Raw genomic sequence first — 18,910 nt, 5'->3', positions numbered from 1 at the left:
AAGAAATTAGGGTATGCGCTTATACAAATCGGGCATGCCAGCTTTCACTTGCAGGCACTTCCCAATGTTCCAAATACTCTTGTTTGGTAGCCACCAAATTGTTGAAAACCACTGTATTCTTTGAAACCGCTTTTTCTTTGGCCATTTTTTTGAAGTCTTTCAACGGTTTGTAAGCAACATACTCGCCCTGTTTAAAAGATACATTCATCTTATCCAATAGGTCTACTTGAAACCGCTGTTCCAAATGTTGGATAAAATGCACAGATGCATCAATAGAACAACCCGAAGCATTATTCATGGATTGGTCCAGTGCGATAACCAAAAATCGGTTGTAGGGTATTTCAAAACCCGCTTTTAAGTCAGCACCATGGGCAGTCCATTGGGTCAAAAAATCCTGGGTAAGGGCATTTACCTCTCTTATCTCTTCATCGGAAAATGTCCGGTTACATTGATATATCCAAATTCTTGATGTCTCCGGAAGTGTATTAAAATCAACTAGCATTTTAAATCGAATTTGCAATTAATTCGGCAACATCCAAGACTGTAACACTATCTTCTTTTTCATGTGCCTTTATTCCATCCGTCATCATTGTGTTACAGTATGGGCAACCGGTAGCTATAATATTTGGATTGGTTTCCAAAGCATCCTTGGTACGCATTACGTTAATATCCATATCCCCTTTTTCCGGCTCTTTGAACATTTGTGCGCCCCCAGCACCACAGCACAAGGCTGTCTTTTTGTGGCGTTTCATTTCCACTACATCCGCATTGGTCTTTTTTAAAATCTCCCTTGGTGCATCATAGACGGAGTTAGCCCTTCCCAAATAGCAGGGGTCATGAAAAGTAATGCGCTTTTCCTTATAGGTTTTTCCCTCCAAGGAAAGTCTTCCACTATCCAACAGTTCCTTGATAAATTGGGTGTGATGAATCACTTCATAATTTCCACCAAGGCTGGGGTATTCATTTTTTAAAGTATTGAATGAATGCGGGTCACAGGTTACAATACGCTTAATTTCATAGCCATTCAAGACTTCAATATTCATCATGGCTTGCATTTGAAATAGAAATTCGTTGCCAGCGCGTTTGGCTACATCACCTGTATTACTTTCTTCTGGTCCCAAAACCGCAAAATCAACATTGGCAGTATTGAGAATTTTTACGAAAGCTCGCGAAATTTTCTTCGCTCTATCATCATAACTTCCGGCAGAACCCACCCAGAACAGGATTTCCGGTTGCTTTCCTTCGGCCATAAACTCTTCCATTGTTTTTACAATCAATCCTTCACTCATCTCTGCGCTTTTATTCCTTAACCCAGTTTAAACGGTCCATTTGGTTGTAGGGCCATGGCGCACCGTTATTTTCAATATTGGACATCATATTATTCAATTCCATCGGTGCCGCTGATTGTTCCATTACCAAAAAACGTCTCATTTCGACGATGATGGATAAAGGGTCAATACTTACTGGACACGCTTCAACACAGGCGTTACACGTAGTACATGCCCATAGTTCCTCGCGACTTATATAATCATCCAGCAATTGTTTACCATCGGGAACAAATTCTCCTTTATTTGCGTCCATGTTTTTACCTACTTCTTCCAGCCTATCTCGGGTATCCATCATGATTTTTCTTGGGGAAAGCTTTTTTCCGGTTTGATTGGCAGGGCATTCCGAAGTACATCTCCCACATTCGGTACAAGTGTAAGCATTCAATAGTTGCACCCAATTTAAATCCATCACATCCGAGGCGCCAAATTTTTCCGGTTCGCCTTCGGAATCATCCGTTGCCGCAAAAGGGTCCGCAGAAGGGTCCATCATCAATTTAACCTCATTGGTCACAGCTTCTAGATTGTTGAATTCACCTTGTGGACCAAGCTTCCCGTAATAGGTGTTGGGGAACGCCAAAAGAATATGTAGATGTTTGGAATAGTACAGGTAATTCAAAAAAGCCAAAATTCCCAGAATGTGTAACCACCAAGCGGTTCTCTCTACGAGAATTAAATTTGAAATGGATAACCCATCAAATAAGCCTGCAATATATTGACTCACGGGAAATGCACCAGCTTCAACATAATGAGGTGCTCCAAGTTGTTGCAATTGGAAATCAGCAGCATTCATGGTTAGGAATAAGCCCATCAGCACTAACTCAATATAAAGAATAAGGTTTCCGTCTTTTTTAGGCCACCCCTCCATTTCAGGCTTGATAAACCGTTTTAATCTGAGTGCATTTCTTCGCGCCCAAAACACAGTTACAGCCACAATCACCAAAAGAGCAAGAATCTCAAAGGAGCCGATTAAGAAATCATATATGCTACCAAGAGGGGCAAAGATTCGATGTGTTCCCAAAAGACCATCAATAATGATTTCCAATACTTCTATGTTGATAATAATGAAGCCAACATAAACAATGATATGCATTAAACCTGCCACCGGGCGAACCACCATTTTAGTTTGGCCCAGTGCAATTCGGGCCATATTTTTCCAACGTTGAGGCTTATTGTCGCTGACATCTACATCCCTACCCAATTTAATGTTCCGGGTAAGTTTCTTAACGTTCTTTGTAAAAAAACCAATTCCAGCTATAAGGGCTAGAGCAAATAGTATATTAGGAATATATTCCATGTATTAATTTTGATTTTGGGAGGCTGGGTCGTCTTCGGGAAGTTCGTATTCTTTTTGCTTTTTACCAAAGACAGAAACGTTAACGTAGCGTTTTGGGTTCAATCTAAAATCTTGCAACAATAAGTCCAGTTCTCGCGAAGCATCTGCCAAATTATTGTAGAGTTTTTCATCATTGGCCAGTTTTCCAAGAGAGCCTTCCCCTTTCTCGATTTTACCCAATACGTTATTTAAGCGAGTAACCGTGGTTTGAAAGTTAGCGACCGTTTCCGCAAGACCTGCATTCGCCAAAGAATCTGAAAGCTTTGAAAAATTATTGGTGATATTATCAACATTTTTTAAGGAGTTGTCCAATTGTCCCTGATTTTCCTCCAAAAGGGTATTCAGTTTGTCAGCGCTACCTTTAAAAGAGGCTATAAGCTCACTTAATCCTTTAATTCCTCTTTGTAATTCCATTTTTGTGGGCTCATCCAAAATGGTATTTACGTTCATCAAAAGAGAGTCAGCATGTGAAACCGCACCTTCTACCTTAAGTTGTAATGGTGTGAGTTTTTGTTGCACCAATTCCGTAATTCCAGGTCTTGTGGAAGTAACCAAGGTGTCTCCCGATTGTGCATTTCGTTCTCCGTTAAAAACTGGGTTTATCTGAATTCCCTTCCCTCCAATTATTCCCGTATCGTAAAGCTCGGCCTCACTACTTTTGGAGAATTCGAAATTGCTATTGATGGAAAGTGTCACCAACAGTTTTCCGGTATTGTCCTTAAAACGGATACTGCTCACGTTACCCACATTGAGCCCGTTTATCGTCACTTGCGTTCCGGGTTGTAGTCCACCCACATGCTCATATACCGCATAAAGCGTTCTTGAATTTTCAAAAATTGAAGAGGATTTCAAATAACTCAGTCCAAAAACAAAGGCTACGATACCCGTAAGTACAATAATCCCAGTTTTAATCTCTCGGGTTAGTTTCAAAAGGTCCGATTTTCTGTTTCAAACAAAATTAGGAATAATTTTAGGAAGGGGGCAAGACTTTCCGATGAGCTACTTTAAGGCCTCTTTCAAGGGCACTCGAGTGCCCTTTTTGTACACCACTATATACGAAGTTGTATATCCTTTGGCATCTGCTTCCGACTTCAGTTTTTTTGCCTCATCATAGGTTTTGGCATTGCCATACATATAACGGTATAAATTCTTGAATGGCTCTTTTGAGAGGACATCCAATCCGTTGAACCTGGCCTTATCCAAAGGAATGTTACGGGAACTTGCCATTAGCTGTACCTTAAAAACCAAATCACTCGATGTTTCCTCCTTGTTTTTCGTAACCGTGGCTGGGGGGATTGTTTTTGTTTCTGAAGGCTTCTTAGTTTCTTCCTTTGCTATTGTAGTTTCTTCTTTGGGAATATCCAAAGCCACGCTAGTATCTTCCGGGGCTTTCTCGGGGACATCATCAACCACCACCCCTTTATCTAAATCTTCCTTATAAGCTATTATAGCATTGGCTATGGCCTTGCCCATTTCAATTTGTCCTTTGGAGGAATTTAGATAGGTTCCTTCATTTTTATTTGTCAAGAACCCAGCCTCAATTAAAACACTGGGCATAAATGTCTGGTGTAAAACAATGAATCCCGCTTGTTTTACTTTTCTATCTTTTCTTTTGAGTTTTACAGTGAAATTGTCCTGAAGCTTCTTACCCAAGAGTATACTTTGCTGTAAAAACTCCTCCTGCATAATGGTCAATCCTATTACTGATTCAGGAGAATTAATATCATATTGTGCATATCGTTGTTCGTAGTCATCCTCTAGATAGATCACCGAGTTTTCTTTCTTGGCTACCTCAAAGTTTTGCCGGTTTGCATGTAATCCCAAAACAAAGGTCCCAGCGCCATACGCCTGGGAGGTATGGGAGTCGCAGTGGACGGAAACAAACAAGTCTGCGTTGGCTTCATTGGCAATTTTACCCCGTACGTAGAGGTCTACAAAAGTGTCGTCTTTCCTTGTGTAGATTACCTTAATATTTGGATTTTTCTCCAACTCCTTTCCTGCCTTCAACACAATTTGAAGCGCTATGTCCTTTTCCAAATAGCCATTTCCCAAATTACCTGGATCATGACCCCCATGACCGGCATCAAGCACCACAATAAATTTGTCTTTTGGAGGGACTTCGGTATTATTTTTGGTAAAGGAGCTTAGTGGGAGAATTAAGAGCAAACCAACTAAAAAAAACAACGGGCGTATTGACATAAGTACTCAAGAATTTTAGCATTCCGTTATGGTTAAAAATATTGTAATCCCCCAGTAACAGAAGAAAAAATATATGTAAGTTTGAGCCCAAAAACTAGGCCAAACTAGCACAAAAATAGGATTTATCACGTTGCAATCAAACAAACATCTTTTCATTTTCCTATTTGTTCTCCTAGGCTTTTCAATGCATTCCCTTGCACAAGAGGACCCTATAACTCCTCTTCCTATAAAGGCATTACAGGACAGCATAGTAGCTCCTTTGCTTCCGCCAAATATTTTAAATGATTCAATTGTAGTTGACTCTGTAGACTCGGATACCCTTCCAAAAAAACAAGCTGCCTTGCTTGACCAAATTAAGTACAAAGCCAAAGATTACGTAAAGTTGAGTCAATCCGAGAATAAAATTTATCTCTACGACGAGGCTGAAATTTATTATCAAGATACCGAGCTGAAAGCGGGTATCATCGTTTTGGATTATATAAAAAATGAGGTATACGCAGGTAGAATCAAAGATTCTACAGGCACATATAGTCAATTCCCCTACTTCAAACAGGGAACGAATGAGGTAAGGCCGGACTCTATACGTTTTAATTTTGATACGGAAAAAGCATTAATCTGGAACTCCAGAACGGAGCAACAGGCAGGTCTAGGCCAGTTGGGTAGTGATGCCATGAAGGTTTATGCTGAAATCACAAAAAAGGAAAATGATTCTGTTTATTTTTTGAGTGAGGGTAAATTGACCACTTCCAAGGATACGGTCAATCCCGATTATTACATTAGAATTAGGAAAGCCAAGTTTGTCCCTAAAAAGAAAATCATTGCTGGTTTTAGTAATATGTACATCGCAGATGTGCCTACTCCCATTGCCCTACCTTTTGCTTATTTTCCGCTGACAACAGGTCGAACCGCCGGTTTAATTTTTCCAACCTTTGGGAACGACCCACAGCGAGGGTATTTCATCCAAAATGGGGGATATTACTTTCCCTTTAACGACTATGTTGACCTAAGTATTACTGGGGATTACTATACCAACGGAAGTTGGGGCTTTCGAGGTCAATCTGTTTACACCCAGCGCTATAAGTTTAGAGGGAACATAAATTTTAGTTTTGAGAATTTAATTCAGAGTCAACGAGGTTTTAGTGATTTTAATAGGTCTACCAATTACAACATTAGGATTCAGCATAGCCAAGATCCCAAAGCAAGTCCGAATTCAAGGTTTTCCGCATCTGTGAATTTAGGAAGTAGTCAGTTTTTCTCGAATTCCTTAAATCAAGTAAATCGAAATGACGTTCAGACCAATACGTTTGCTTCTTCCATAAGCTATTCCAAGACCTTTCCTGCATATCCTTCTGTAAATTCGAGCATCACCCTTAGTCATACCCAAAACTCTAGAACTGAACAAATCGTAATGTCACTTCCAACCTTTCAAGCGAGTATGGAGCGTATTTTTCCTTTTGCCAAAAGAGATGGGATAAAAAAGGGGTTGATTCAAAATGTCAACTTTCAGTATGATGTAAATGCGCAGAATACCATAACTACGGATGAAGACGACTTTTCGTTTGCAGATGCTCAAATTGGGGCTCGCCATAGAATTCCTTTGGCTACCAACTTTAAAGTGGCCAAATACCTAAGCGTTACCCTTAATGGGAATTATGAGGATGTCTGGACACTGGAAACCATAAATCGAAGATTTGATGAAGATTTAGAGGAGGTAGTCACAGATACCATAGCCGGCTTCGACAGATTTAACCGCTACAGTATGGGCGCCTCAGTTGGTACGACCTTGTACGGTACCTTCAATTTTGGTGAAGACAAAAAAATACAGGCGATTCGCCATGTAATACGACCTTCCATCAGTTATAGTTATGCACCCTCTTTTGAGCAGTTCTTTGATACTTTTGTTGATGGAAACGGGGAAGAAGTCCAGTTTACCCCTTTTGAAACAAGCCTATACGGGAGACCTTCCTTGAACCGAAGCAATTCAATGAGTTTTTCCTTGCAAAACACCTTGGAGGCGAAAGTTCGGGATAAAGATTCAACGGCAATCGAACCCAAAAAGGTGAGTATTCTGAGTAACCTTACTTTTACCACCAGTTATAACTTTGAGGCAGATTCCCTCAAATTGAGCCCCATTAGCATGAATGGAGCCACAGAAATCATAAAAAACGTTCCAATAAACTTTGCGGCGACATTTGACCCTTTTGCCATAGATAACAATGGACGACGAATCAATACGCTGAACATCAACAATGGGGGCGGTTTGTTTCGGTTGACTTCTGCTCGAATAAATACAGGCTTTTCCTTAAATAGCGATATGTTTAAAAAAGGGGGGGCAAAAAAGAGGGATGACGATGAGAACCAACAACAAGACCCGGGCTACGGTGAAAATCCCTTTGCGTTGGACAATGCTGCCCAAACCGGGCAAACTTTTTTCGATAGGGAGGAGGACGATCAGGGCAATGTTGAAAATCCAACCTACTCCAATAAGCTACCCTGGGATGCTCGATTTACCTATGTGGCAACTTATAACAATAGCAACCGGCAACGAGAACTCACCAATCATTCCTTAATGTTTTCAGGAAATGTTAAGTTAACCCCTAAATGGGAAGTGGGCTTTAATTCGGGCTACGATTTTAGAAATAAAGGCTTTACCGACACCCGGTTTATATTTAATAGAGATTTGGACAGTTTCCGGATAAGTTTCGACTGGACTCCTTTTGGACAATTTGAACGCTGGTATTTCTTTATTGGAATTAAAAGTTCTATCCTTAGCGACCTTAAATGGGAAAATAGAAGTCAGCCATTCCAAAGATAAAACTATCTTTAGTTCTAAATTATTTAAAACCATGAAGACTATCATCAACACACCTAAGGCACCAGCGCCTATAGGCCCATACAATCAAGCTGTATTAATTAAGGATACCCTGTATATTTCTGGTCAGATTCCTATTGACCCAGCTACCGGGAATTTAGTTGAGGGGGATATTAAGGCAGAAACCACACAATCCATGGATAACTTGAAAGCGATACTACAAGAAGCAGGGATGACTTTTGAGAACGTGGTAAAAACTTCCATCTTCATTAAGGATATGCATCAATTCGCTCAAATCAATGAAGCCTACGGAGCCTATTTTGATGCTGAAACTGCTCCTGCACGAGAAACGGTTGAAGTAGCAAATCTTCCGGCTTTCGTGAATGTGGAGATATCTATGATTGCCGTTAAATAGTCTGCTTGTGGAATTCCATTAGACCTTCAATTGGTCTTCTTCGGATTACACCTAAAATTAAATCGTTGCGCTCAAGAACTGTGGCCAACTCATCCTTTAAAAAATGGGCAATACTGCCCACGAAGTGAATGGGTACCTTAGTGGCCAACTCAAATTGCATGATGTAGTTGTTTACAAATTGTTGAAGCCCTTTGTCTATTACCCCTTTGCAATAGGGATGTTCCTTATTCTCAATGATAAATCGGGCAAAAGTGGCCAAATAGGTATTTGGATTCGGCTGCTTGTATAGATGATCTTTGATTACATCCGCATCCAAATTGTATTCCTTGGCGAAACGTATGCCCAGGTCTTGCGGCATCTTATGAAAATAGTAATCCCGTAAAAGTTTCCTCCCAAAAAAGTTACCACTTCCATCATCCATCAAAATATATCCCAATGAGGTTACTTTTTGAAACAATTGATGACCATCGTAGTAGCTACAATTGGAGCCTGTGCCTAGGATACAAACTATACCTTGGTGTCCAATTTTCGTAGTAGAATAAATGGCAGCATACGTATCCTCGCGAACTTCAGCTTTGGCATTGGGAAAGAAATCCTTAAAGATTTCCTTTAAAAAGTTCTTCATTCGGTCTGTACCACATCCCGCGCCATAAAAATAGAGTTGACTGACCTTCTCCCTGTTTTGTGACAAATCAAAATTGTTGGCCAATCTATCTTCAATTACTTCTCTTGAAAGTACTTCAGGACTTAATCCCAAAGTTTGGGTAAGGAAAAGCTCATCGCCCTTTTCATCTAGGGCAATCCAATCTGATTTTGTGGCTCCACTATCAACAATCAGTATCATTTGGTTGGTATTTAGGTTAAAATTTTGAGGGCGCCGTCAGCACCCTCAAATCAATTTTATGTAAGATACTAAATTATAGCTGGGCCACGTGCTCGGCCAAATCCACAAGTTTGTTGGAATATCCAGCCTCATTATCGTACCAAGAAACTACCTTAAAGAATTTGGAGTTCAATTCAATACCAGCACCAGCATCAAAAATGCTCGTTCTGGCATCTCCAACAAAATCTTGGGAAACGACAGGTTCCTCCGTATAGCCTAAAATTCCATTCAACTCATTTTCCGAAGCTGCCTTGAATACCTTTTTGATTTCATCATATGAAGTCTCTTTCTCCAACTTTACAGTAAGGTCAACCACAGAAACATCAGAAGTAGGCACTCTAAATGCCATACCTGTCAATTTACCTTCAAGAGCTGGAATTACCTTGGTAACTGCTTTGGCGGCACCAGTAGATGCTGGAATGATGTTTAAAAGAGCTCCACGTCCTCCACGATAATCCTTTCTGGAAGGTCCGTCCACCGTCATTTGTGTTGCGGTTGTAGCGTGTACTGTGGTCATCAATCCTTCCTCAATACCAAAGGTATCGTCCAGTACTTTGGCCAAAGGAGCCAAACAGTTTGTAGTACATGAAGCATTGGAAACAATGGTGTCCGACGCTTTCACCTCATCGTGATTAACACCCATTACGAACATTGGTGCATCCTTGGAAGGTGCGGAAATCACCACTTTTTTGGCTCCTCCGTCTATATGATATTGCGCGGTTTCAAGAGTTGTGAATATCCCCGTACATTCGGCAACAACATCAGCACCCACTTCATCCCATTTTAAATTTTTAGGGTCCCTCTCTGCGGTAACACGAACGATCTTTCCATTTACAATCAAATTACCGTCTTTTACTTCCACAGTTCCATCAAATCTACCATGCACTGAATCGTACTCCAATAAATATGCAAGGTGCTCCACATCCAATAAATCGTTGATGGCAACCACATCAACATTGTCTCTTTGCACCGTAGCCCTGAATACCAACCTACCTATTCTACCGAATCCGTTGATTCCTATTTTTAAATTCGCCATTTCCTCGTGTTTAGTTTTTAATTATGTAGTCATTATGTCTGAAACTCGAATGAGTTCTTCGTCTATGTCAGTGTGTGCCTTGATAGCTTCGCTAATTGGGGTGAGAATAAGTTTGGTATCTCGAACACCTACCATGTAATTGGATTTTCCTTCCAAAAGACTCTCCACGGCCTTTACCCCCATTCTACTGGCCAAAACCCTATCAAAACAGGTGGGATTTCCTCCCCTTTGCATATGTCCCAATACAGAAACCCGAACATCGTAGATGGGCAGGTGTTCTTCAACATATTCTTTGAGTTCAAACACATTTTTACCCGTCTTGTCCCCCTCAGCAACAATTACAATACTGGAAGATTTTCCCGATTTCTTACTTCGCTTTAGGGATTCCAACAATCTTTCCAGACCTAAGTTTTGTTCTGGAATCAAAATTTCCTCTGCTCCAGCTCCAACGCCTGCATTCAAGGCTATATGCCCCACATCCCTTCCCATAACTTCTACAAAGAATAGTCGATTATGTGAACTTGCTGTGTCCCTAATTTTATCTATTGCCCCTACCACGGTATTGATAGCTGTATCAAAGCCGATTGTATAGCTAGAACCTAAAATATCATTGTCAATTGTACCGGGAATACCGATTACAGGAAAATTAAACTCCTCATTTAATGCAAGAGCACCCGCAAAGCTACCATTACCGCCTATAACTACGATGGCATCAATACCCTCTGCCGTTAATTGGTCAAAAGCTTTTTGTCTACCTGCTGGAGTGCGGAAATCATCACATCGGGCTGATTTTAGAATAGTTCCACCTTTATTGATAATGTTGTTTACACTTCGGGCATCCATAAGTTTAAAGTCCCCTTCAATCATCCCCTGGTATCCTCTATAAATACCTACACACTCCAATTTCAGATAAGCGCAAGTACGTACTACAGAGCGTATAGCGGCATTCATTCCGGGAGAATCTCCCCCCGATGTGAACACACCTATTTTTTTAATTTCTGAAGCCATTGAACACTTTAAGTTGGCAAAACTAGGAAACTTTATTTAATTAACGAATGAGATATTAAGTAATTTGTAATCAAGGGTTTTCGCAAACGTTTTCGTAAAATTTTCGGCGAAAAAGTACTAAAAAATCAATATTAATTCAGTGTTCTCTTAGCCGTCGAATTCTTGGGTTTAAATCGAATAAGACTATCCTTTCCCATGATTTCTGTGGATTGTACCGGAGCCGTATTTTCTATTTTTTCTTTCTTTTTGAAAATCTTCCGCATCAGCTCTTTAAAACTGTTGAAATCCACTTGATAGGAAAGACCCAAACCTTGTGTATATCCCTGCCTTTCCGCCAAAAACTGCTGTATCTGGTTTTCCCTATTAAAGATTTTTGCACTTAAGGTACCTTCTTCGTTCAACAATACTTGTACCTCAACATCTCCGGCCACTACCGTTTCGGAAACTCCTCCCACCGGAACACCCAGTCGACCATTCACCAACACTCTATCTGAGATTTGTGTGGATACCGTAACCCCTATTCGGTTCTCTGTTTGAAAATCTGCATTAGGGTCCAACAGCCCCTGTCCCTGCTCATAAGATAGTCCAAAATTCAGCTTATCATTATCTCCAGCCAATATTTGATTCAATAGACCGGATGCGGTTTGAATCAAATTTCCGGTTACCAATTGCTGATTTAAACCTGTTTGATCATCTACAAAAGTTCCCTGTGCCATAAGGAAAAAAGCATTCCTTTCTTTAACAGTTGGGTCTTGTAATCTGTATTCCAACTCCGACTGTATTACTGAGTTAGTTCCGGGAAAATCGATGTCAAAACTAATATTCGGGTTTTCCAATTCCCCATTTAATCGAACAACAACCTCGGTAGGTATTCGTCCCCGAGATAAACCTTGATTATCTAACAATGGAGCAGGATTGGCATTGAGCGCGTAGACGGCTTCTAAATTAAGTTGGGCCGCTAGCGGGTCTCGTTCCCAGAGAATGGTACCGCCTGGACGTACTTGAAACTTTTTATCGATAACACCACCGTACTTGAAGTTATATTCCCCAGTAACCGCCACAAATTCCCCATACATGTTGAATTTTCCGTTGGTATTGATTTCTATCAGCAAGATTCCTTCACCTGTTCCTTTTAAGGAGCTACCCGTATTTTGATCTACCACAATTTCGACTTCCGCATCTGGAGTTACAGCCAAGTCAAACGCCATCTCCAATCCTTCATAATCCTGTAAAACACGTTGTTCCCTAAAGGTTTCCGTACCCTTTTTTTCAATAAAATTGATAAACGAATAGTCTCCTACTGAAGTTACATCACTTAAGGGTATTTTCAAGGAGGTACCCGGTCCTGTGGTGGCATCCACGGAAATGGTTAAACCTTCAGTGGGCCCATATATACTACCTGTTCCATTAATGAATCCGGTACCATAATACAACGCCTCTTCATCAAAATCGGTATTCAAAATCATAAACCGATCATTGTTGGTATCCACATCCAAATCCAAGGACCAGTCTCCAAAGGCGGTATGATTTATTGTGCCGTCCAGAGTGGCGGTAGTACCTTCAGCCACATCCGACAGGCCTATATTTTCAAAATAAAATGTCTGATCAAACAACCGCACTCTTGAGAACGGGGCGAAGTCATAATCCACGTTTAGATAGGGTATACCCAACCCAGCTTCGTTAAGCGTTAAATTCCCATTGATAGATGGGTTTTCCGCCTTGCCAATTACCTTTACATTTCCGCTTATTTTTCCACGAATATTGGAAATAACATCCTCTCCCAATGGGCTAAAAGGCTCCATATCAAAATCAGTGAAATTTGCAGTAAGATCTAATCGCGTGTCCTGGTTTTTATTGGTTAGCTTTCCATTAATGGACATTTTTTCCCTTCCATTATCATCCAACCAAGTACTTATCCCAAATTGCGTAAGGTCGTTGTTCCCAAAAATTCCAATTTCCAAATCGCCTAGTCTTGTATCGTTTACGCTTAGATTTTCAACGTTTAGACTTGAGGTTGGCAAGTACTTTCCCTCCTTTTGAAGGATATTTAGGAAACCATTTACCGTACCATCCAATTTTAAACTATCCACTTCGGGGGTTATCTTGTTCAATGACACTATTTTGAACTGTAGGTCCAAATCTTTATAAGTTGAATCGGCCAATTCACCTCTTAACCTTATTTGCTCCTCGTTTTCATTGTCCATCACCAAATCCTCAATCCAAATACTGTCCAAAGTCCTATTCAGCACAACCTTGTTTTTCGTATTACCCTCCTTATTTAGTACCCAGGTATTCCCTTTAAAGTTCATTTCTGACTTTTTCAGGCCTATTACAGATTTATTGTCTTTGTTGAACGTGTGATAAAAATTCAGATTGTAACTGTCATCGAGCCCTCTTCCCCCTTTGAACTCAGTTCTAAAGAACAGGGTATCCTTTAGTGTGGTATTAATTAAGTTGAAGTCTTTCACATCGTAGTAGACCGTGGCCATGTCCTCTACCGAAAGGAAGGTATTAAAGAGTGGATTCTCATTATCAATTTTTAACTCCAAGTTTTCAAACTCATTTCCGTAAGCCTTAATGTTCGGTGACTTGAAGGTTAATTTAAAATCCCCTTCATCAGCAACAATGTCTCCTCTTATAAATGTATTTGCATCAAAGGAAACTTCCGGAAAAAAAACATCGACTATCTTGTTGTAGATTTTAAAATTGAAACTAAGTTCTTGCCCATCGGATATTTCAAAAGGCCTATAATTTGTGTAGATGCTACCGATAGAGTTTTGGACCAATTTGCCAATTTCCTCTACCTTAAATTTTCCTTTCACATAACCTGTGATAATATCCGGAGAGTTTATTTCTACAGTCCTGACCGTATCGGCATCAAAAGATGAGGAAACCGCGAAATCCTGAAAATAATAGGTTTCATTTTTATTTTGATAGGTGGTATTCGAAAATCTAACCTGTCCAATTAAATTATCCAAGGAATTACCTTCTATATCCATATTCAAATTACCCTTGAAAACAGAAATGCTGTCATTGATAAAATTCAATCGCTTGAGGTTCGCATGGTCCACGGAAGCTATAAAATTGAAGGTATTGGATTGTTCCCCAAAGTCAGCTAAACCTTTGAAATCGAACTTAAAGTTTTCATCATTACTGACCAAGGAGCCATCAAAAAGTTCCTCCTTAAGTATTCCGGAAACCCGAAGTTCGTTGTATTCATAGCCATTAAATTCAAGACTATACACCTCACCTATTACTTCAGTGTTGAGATATTCCGAAATAAACCCTTTCCCCTCTACATTTACATCCAAACTTGCCAATCCCAATTGGTCGTCTTCTACAAAATTGCCCAAATCAAAGTCAATAAGAGATATAAAACCAATATAGGAAGCATCATCTATGGTCTGGATATTGGTCATTTGTAAATCGGTATAACTACTTCCGATTGCCGTATTGAGATTTACTTTTACATCTAGGGATGTTTCGGTAATCTCTGTATTTCCCCTTATGGTAAACTGTCCCAATTTCTGAAAAGATGAAGGGATACTTTTTCCTAGGATATCTGGCAATAGAGCCCTTAGCTGATAGTAGCTGGATGTCAAATTCTCGATATCACCCTGCAAAATAAAAGGAGCTGTTCTACTGAAGAGATTCTGAAATACAAAATCACCTCGTATTCCTGTGTTCTCAGACCTTAAAAACAAGTCCTTCACTTCGAGATTATTACAGACACCACTTATTTTTGATGAGAAGGATACTAACTTATCAGACCCAAATTCATTATAAAATGTATTGATTTCGTTTAGGGCTACCGTAGATTCGGTGAACTCAGCATTGATATTCACTTTATCCAAAAACTCCGAAAAGTCCTCTCGATTATAATCAAACACCAAATTTCCAATAAGCTCGGACTGTTCTGTTTTAATTTTCAAGGAATCAAATCGCATCTGCTGTTTGGTATACTTGAAATCCGTTGACAATTGCTCTAAATGGATTCCCCTTTTAGTATCCAACGCCAAATCATTGATTTTTAAGCTCACCTCTGGACCCAGAATTTGGAAATCGCTGGCATGTACTTTAAGATTCGTAAAGTTGAGCGTTTCCTGGGTTTCCAAATTCTCATCCCTTAGTACAAAGCTTCCTTCTGAAATTTCTATCTCATCCGATGCCATAAAAAAGGGTGGGGTTCCCGGTGCTCTAGGTTGACCGTCATCCAATTTAGCTACAAAAACATCCAAATTGGTATCTCGCTCTCCCTCGTAGGTGGTCAAATGAAAAATCAACCCATCCAATTCAATATCACCAAATTCCATTTTTCCATTGGCCATGTTCCTCAAATTCAGAATTGAGGATGATAATTTGTGGATATAGGCCAAGGTATCTTGTTTATGATCTTCCACGTAAATGCCTTTCAGCCCTGTATTCAAGCTAAATAAGGAAAGACTTAGCCTATCAATGCGAATATTGGTCCCGAACTCTTCATTCAAGGATTCTGTGGCGTATTTAGCGAGCCGAGTTTGGACCGCGGGAATAGAAAGTACCAAAGAACCCAACACCATTATCAGTAGAATGGATAATATAATGCGGACCAGTATTTTCCTAAATTTTTTGATAGGGCTTTATGTTTTACTTTTGTGCGACCAATTTTTGTTCCAAAGCCTGTGACTACCAAAAAAAATTACATTCTTGCGATAGAATCTTCATGTGATGATACTTCTGCAGCGGTATTATGCAATACAAAAGTATTGAGCAATGTTGTGGCTACACAAGAGATTCACAAACAATACGGTGGGGTGGTACCCGAACTTGCGTCCCGTGCGCATCAGCAGAACATTGTACCCGTTGTCCACCAAGCCTTGGCCAAAGCAAATATCGACAAAAAACAACTCTCGGCCATAGCCTTTACTCGAGGTCCAGGTCTAATGGGTTCTTTACTGGTAGGTACGTCCTTTGCAAAATCCTTGGCGTTGGCGTTGGATATTCCCTTAATTGAAGTCAATCATATGGAAGCCCATATCCTTGCTCATTTTATTGAGGACGAGGAAATGAGTGCGCCACCTTTCCCCTTTTTGGCCTTAACCATAAGTGGAGGGCATACCCAAATTGTCAAAGTGAATCATTATTTTGATATGGAAGTGCTGGGCGAAACTTTGGACGATGCTGTTGGTGAGGCTTTTGATAAGAGTGCCAAACTCATGGGGCTGCCCTATCCTGGAGGTCCTTTGGTGGATAAGCATGCCAGACAAGGAAATCCCGAGGCTTTTCCCTTCCCAAAACCCAAAGTAGAGGGAATGAACTTTAGTTTTAGCGGTTTAAAAACCAGTATCCTTTATTTCTTGAAAAAACGTACAAAGACTGATTCCGATTTTATTAAAAACAACATAGACGATATCTGCGCTTCGGTTCAACATACCATTCTGGAAATTCTGATGGATAAATTGATTCTAGCAGCAAAGGAAACAGGAATAAAACATATTGCCATTGGAGGAGGTGTTGCCGCAAACTCAGGAATTAGACAACGCCTGCAAGATGCAAGGGAGACCATGGGATGGACCACTTATATTCCAAAATTTCAATACTGCACCGATAATGCTGGGATGATTGGGATTGTAGGATATTTGAAGTTTTTGGAAAACCAATTCACCGATCAAAGCATTGCAGCTAGGGCTCGATATGCCATTGGCACTTAAAAATACTCGACATAGGATGCAACTTTTTTATAATCCTACATTGGAAAAAACGACAACTTCGTTCATTTTTTCTCCCGAAGAAAGTAAACATATCTCTAGGGTACTTCGAAAAAAAGAGGGGGATGTTTTGGATATTACTAACGGCAAGGGAATTCTTTTCAAAGCAGAATTGCTAAGTACCGATTCTCGAAAATGTGAGGCCCAAATTATTGACCTGTCCGAATCAAAGCCAAAGCCCTATACTTTACATATGGCAGTGGCCCCAACAAAAATGAATGATCGTTTTGAATGGTTTTTGGAGAAAGCGACTGAAATAGGCGTCGATGAAATCACACCAATTTTGTGTGCAAGGTCAGAACGTAAAACGCTCAAGTTGGAACGCATGCGAAGGGTTCTCCAGTCTGCCATGAAACAATCCTTGCAGACCTTTCTTCCCAAACTGAATCCAATGATATCTTTTCATGACTTTCTTGAAAATCAGTCGGTGAGTCCCCTTTCGTTTATTGCGCATTGTGAGGATGGTGAGAAATCAGAATTGAAGCGCCTTTTAATTCCTAAAAAGGACACTACGATCCTTATTGGACCGGAAGGAGATTTTTCATCGGAAGAAATTACCACTGCCATAAAAAAAGGGTATCACCCAGTAGCCCTAGGTAATACCCGTTTACGAACTGAAACTGCGGCGATTTTTGCTTGTGCCACAGTTGCAATAGGTAATATTGAAATAAACTAAACTTTAATCTTTGTGGCTCCGGTAATGTCCAAAACTTCGTTTTCGGTTAATAGCATGAGCGTGGTTCCCTCATTTTGTCTCACCAATGACGGAACGGATATTTTCCCCGACCCTTTAGCAAGCTCGAGTTCATTATAACTTTCTGCGACAACAATGTTGCTGTTCTTTAAGGTCCTATTTCTATTTTCACCTCGCTTTACAGAAGTTATTCTTTCATCGAGGACCAATACTGCCCTTAGGGTTTTATCAGAGATATCGCCATCTATGTTATAATCAAAGGAAATCGAATTTCCATTTCTAATTACATTGCTTAAAGCGATTGTATTCTGGGCTTTTTGTGTTTTGTACTTGTTGATTTTGGAATACATTTTCCCACTGCTGGAACCTACAAAATGCTCTTTCCCATTTACTATGGCTTCAGGGGTGTAGTTCCCTCTATAACCCAATTTCTGGTTGTAGTAGCTTTGTCTTTTAGTATACCTTGCATGACTAAAGGGGTCTTCCCAACCAATGTAATTCCAATAATCCACGTGATACGATAATGCAAAAACCTCTTGGGGGTATTGATTTTTCACTTTTTCAAGTAGAACATCTGCAGGCGGACAGCTTGAGCAACCTTGGGAGGTAAAAAGTTCAACTACCACAACAGAAGGAAATGCATTGGATACATCATCACTTCTTTCTACTTCGATGGCAGCCTTATCCTCAAGTTTGGCTGTATAAAACGCCATAAATACCATTCCTAAGAAGGCGATTGCTGGGATTATGATTTTTTTAGACATGAATACAGTACATTTGATATACTTACTTAATCGTGGTCTTATGGCACAACTTACCCGTACTCTTCTCTTTTTAACTTTTTTTATGATTCAGCTTGCTCACTGCCAGGAGGTTGGTATCTTAAAATACGGTGGCGGAGGAGACTGGTATTCCAATCCAACTGCGATACCCAATCTTATCCGTTTTTGCAACGAAAACATTGATACCACCCTGGAAACCAAACCTCAACCCATCGAAGTGGGGAGCATTTCCATTTTCCAATATCCCCTTATTCATATGACTGGTCATGGAAATGTTTTTTTTACAGATGAGGAAGCAAAAAACCTAAGGGATTATTTGATGTCAGGTGGGTTTTTGCACATTGATGACAATTATGGAATGGAACCCTATGTAAGACGTGAACTTAAAAAAGTCTTTCCGGATAAACCTTTGGAAGAATTGGGTTCGGACCACCCCATATTTAATCTGAAATACAGCTTTGAGGATGGTTTACCCAAAATTCATGAGCATGATGGAAAACGTCCGCAGGCATTGGGTATTTTCGAACAGGGCAGATTGCTTCTTTTATTTACCTACGAAAGTGATTTAGGTGATGGCTGGGAAGACCCAGAAGTACATAATGACCCAGAGGAGGTACGGTTAAAAGCACTTCAAATGGGAGCCAATATCGTTGAATACGCTTTTAAAAACTAA

15 protein-coding genes are annotated in these 18,910 nt (G+C 40.1%); 5 read left to right on the top strand and 10 right to left on the bottom strand.

Translation table 11 applies throughout. The annotated features are described in order from the left end of the window. Positions 1-19: 19 nt before the first annotated feature. From ACSLUF_RS07010 to ACSLUF_RS06990, 5 genes are all read right to left on the bottom strand, one after another. Positions 20-502 carry an ABC transporter ATPase gene (locus ACSLUF_RS07010; RefSeq protein WP_435625394.1) on the bottom strand — a complete coding sequence of 161 codons (483 nt, stop codon included), beginning with the start codon at positions 500-502 and terminating at the stop codon, positions 20-22. Position 503: 1 nt separating this feature from the next. After that, entirely contained in the window at positions 504-1,289 is a 786-nt protein-coding gene (locus tag ACSLUF_RS07005) for a (Fe-S)-binding protein (RefSeq protein WP_435625393.1), read from the bottom strand. 10 nt (positions 1,290-1,299) lie between these two features. Beyond that, on the bottom strand, positions 1,300-2,622 hold the full coding sequence (locus ACSLUF_RS07000) for a 4Fe-4S dicluster domain-containing protein (RefSeq protein ID WP_435625392.1): 1,323 nt from the start codon (positions 2,620-2,622) through the stop codon (positions 1,300-1,302). A gap of 3 nt (positions 2,623-2,625) precedes the next feature. After that, on the bottom strand, positions 2,626-3,591 hold the full coding sequence (locus ACSLUF_RS06995; protein ID WP_435625391.1) for an MlaD family protein: 966 nt from the start codon (positions 3,589-3,591) through the stop codon (positions 2,626-2,628). Between the two features lie 69 nt (positions 3,592-3,660). Beyond that, positions 3,661-4,860: an N-acetylmuramoyl-L-alanine amidase family protein gene (locus ACSLUF_RS06990; protein WP_435625390.1), complete on the bottom strand. Its 1,200-nt coding sequence runs from the start codon at positions 4,858-4,860 to the stop codon at positions 3,661-3,663. Between the two features lie 184 nt (positions 4,861-5,044). Between ACSLUF_RS06990 and ACSLUF_RS06985 the strand changes: the two genes are divergently transcribed. After that, the gene (locus ACSLUF_RS06985) at positions 5,045-7,675 is read left to right on the top strand and encodes a putative LPS assembly protein LptD (protein ID WP_435625389.1); all 2,631 of its coding nucleotides are present in this window, start codon (positions 5,045-5,047) and stop codon (positions 7,673-7,675) included. Between the two features lie 31 nt (positions 7,676-7,706). After that, a complete protein-coding gene (locus ACSLUF_RS06980) occupies positions 7,707-8,087 on the top strand; it encodes a RidA family protein (protein ID WP_435625388.1) in 381 nt (126 codons plus the stop codon). On the opposite strand, the gene ACSLUF_RS06975 is transcribed toward ACSLUF_RS06980, so the two are convergent. The 4 genes from ACSLUF_RS06975 to ACSLUF_RS06960 form a co-directional block, all read right to left on the bottom strand. After that, positions 8,080-8,931, bottom strand: a complete 852-nt coding sequence (locus tag ACSLUF_RS06975; protein ID WP_435625387.1) for an N-acetylglucosamine kinase — start codon at positions 8,929-8,931, stop codon at positions 8,080-8,082. The two genes, ACSLUF_RS06980 and ACSLUF_RS06975, sit on opposite strands and share 8 nt — an antisense overlap. A gap of 73 nt (positions 8,932-9,004) precedes the next feature. Beyond that, positions 9,005-10,006, bottom strand: coding sequence for a type I glyceraldehyde-3-phosphate dehydrogenase (gene gap, locus ACSLUF_RS06970; protein ID WP_435625386.1), 1,002 nt, complete (start codon positions 10,004-10,006; stop codon positions 9,005-9,007). Positions 10,007-10,027: 21 nt separating this feature from the next. After that, entirely contained in the window at positions 10,028-11,014 is a 987-nt protein-coding gene (gene pfkA / locus ACSLUF_RS06965; RefSeq protein ID WP_435625385.1) for a 6-phosphofructokinase, read from the bottom strand. 131 nt (positions 11,015-11,145) lie between these two features. Beyond that, positions 11,146-15,573, bottom strand: a complete 4,428-nt coding sequence (locus ACSLUF_RS06960) for a translocation/assembly module TamB domain-containing protein (RefSeq protein ID WP_435625384.1) — start codon at positions 15,571-15,573, stop codon at positions 11,146-11,148. Between the two features lie 102 nt (positions 15,574-15,675). On the opposite strand from ACSLUF_RS06960, the gene tsaD reads away from it, so the two are divergent. Further along, entirely contained in the window at positions 15,676-16,704 is a 1,029-nt protein-coding gene (tsaD, locus tag ACSLUF_RS06955) for a tRNA (adenosine(37)-N6)-threonylcarbamoyltransferase complex transferase subunit TsaD (RefSeq protein ID WP_435625383.1), read from the top strand. Positions 16,705-16,720: 16 nt separating this feature from the next. Continuing rightward, positions 16,721-17,437 carry a 16S rRNA (uracil(1498)-N(3))-methyltransferase gene (locus ACSLUF_RS06950; protein WP_435625382.1) on the top strand — a complete coding sequence of 239 codons (717 nt, stop codon included), beginning with the start codon at positions 16,721-16,723 and terminating at the stop codon, positions 17,435-17,437. Here ACSLUF_RS06950 and ACSLUF_RS06945 read toward each other — a convergent pair. Further along, positions 17,434-18,219, bottom strand: coding sequence for a DUF1223 domain-containing protein (locus ACSLUF_RS06945; RefSeq protein ID WP_435625381.1), 786 nt, complete (start codon positions 18,217-18,219; stop codon positions 17,434-17,436). The genes ACSLUF_RS06950 and ACSLUF_RS06945 overlap by 4 nt on opposite strands. An 82-nt stretch (positions 18,220-18,301) precedes the next feature. Here ACSLUF_RS06945 and ACSLUF_RS06940 point away from each other — a divergent pair, with 82 nt between their 5' ends. Further along, the gene (locus ACSLUF_RS06940; RefSeq protein WP_435625380.1) at positions 18,302-18,910 is read left to right on the top strand and encodes a DUF4159 domain-containing protein; all 609 of its coding nucleotides are present in this window, start codon (positions 18,302-18,304) and stop codon (positions 18,908-18,910) included.

Origin of the sequence: Flagellimonas sp., assembly GCF_965601775.1 — a bacterium.
GTDB lineage: Bacteria > Bacteroidota > Bacteroidia > Flavobacteriales > Flavobacteriaceae > Flagellimonas.
The sequence above is the reverse complement of the archived record's forward strand: the minus strand, read 5'-3'. Positions and strand labels throughout refer to the sequence as shown.

What these genes read in the sequence shown, in the direction of transcription:
- ACSLUF_RS06985 (WP_435625389.1), top strand. Translation starts at nt 5,045, where the DNA reads ATGCATTCCCTTGCACAAGAGGACCCTATAACTCCTCTTCCTATAAAG.
- gap (WP_435625386.1), bottom strand. Translation starts at nt 10,006, where the DNA reads ATGGCGAATTTAAAAATAGGAATCAACGGATTCGGTAGAATAGGTAGG.
- ACSLUF_RS07000 (WP_435625392.1), bottom strand. Translation starts at nt 2,622, where the DNA reads ATGGAATATATTCCTAATATACTATTTGCTCTAGCCCTTATAGCTGGA.
- ACSLUF_RS06990 (WP_435625390.1), bottom strand. Translation starts at nt 4,860, where the DNA reads ATGTCAATACGCCCGTTGTTTTTTTTAGTTGGTTTGCTCTTAATTCTC.
- ACSLUF_RS07005 (WP_435625393.1), bottom strand. Translation starts at nt 1,289, where the DNA reads ATGAGTGAAGGATTGATTGTAAAAACAATGGAAGAGTTTATGGCCGAA.
- pfkA (WP_435625385.1), bottom strand. Translation starts at nt 11,014, where the DNA reads ATGGCTTCAGAAATTAAAAAAATAGGTGTGTTCACATCGGGGGGAGAT.
- ACSLUF_RS07010 (WP_435625394.1), bottom strand. Translation starts at nt 502, where the DNA reads ATGCTAGTTGATTTTAATACACTTCCGGAGACATCAAGAATTTGGATA.
- ACSLUF_RS06980 (WP_435625388.1), top strand. Translation starts at nt 7,707, where the DNA reads ATGAAGACTATCATCAACACACCTAAGGCACCAGCGCCTATAGGCCCA.
- ACSLUF_RS06975 (WP_435625387.1), bottom strand. Translation starts at nt 8,931, where the DNA reads ATGATACTGATTGTTGATAGTGGAGCCACAAAATCAGATTGGATTGCC.
- ACSLUF_RS06950 (WP_435625382.1), top strand. Translation starts at nt 16,721, where the DNA reads ATGCAACTTTTTTATAATCCTACATTGGAAAAAACGACAACTTCGTTC.
- ACSLUF_RS06940 (WP_435625380.1), top strand. Translation starts at nt 18,302, where the DNA reads ATGATTCAGCTTGCTCACTGCCAGGAGGTTGGTATCTTAAAATACGGT.
- ACSLUF_RS06945 (WP_435625381.1), bottom strand. Translation starts at nt 18,219, where the DNA reads ATGTCTAAAAAAATCATAATCCCAGCAATCGCCTTCTTAGGAATGGTA.
- ACSLUF_RS06960 (WP_435625384.1), bottom strand. Translation starts at nt 15,573, where the DNA reads ATGGTGTTGGGTTCTTTGGTACTTTCTATTCCCGCGGTCCAAACTCGG.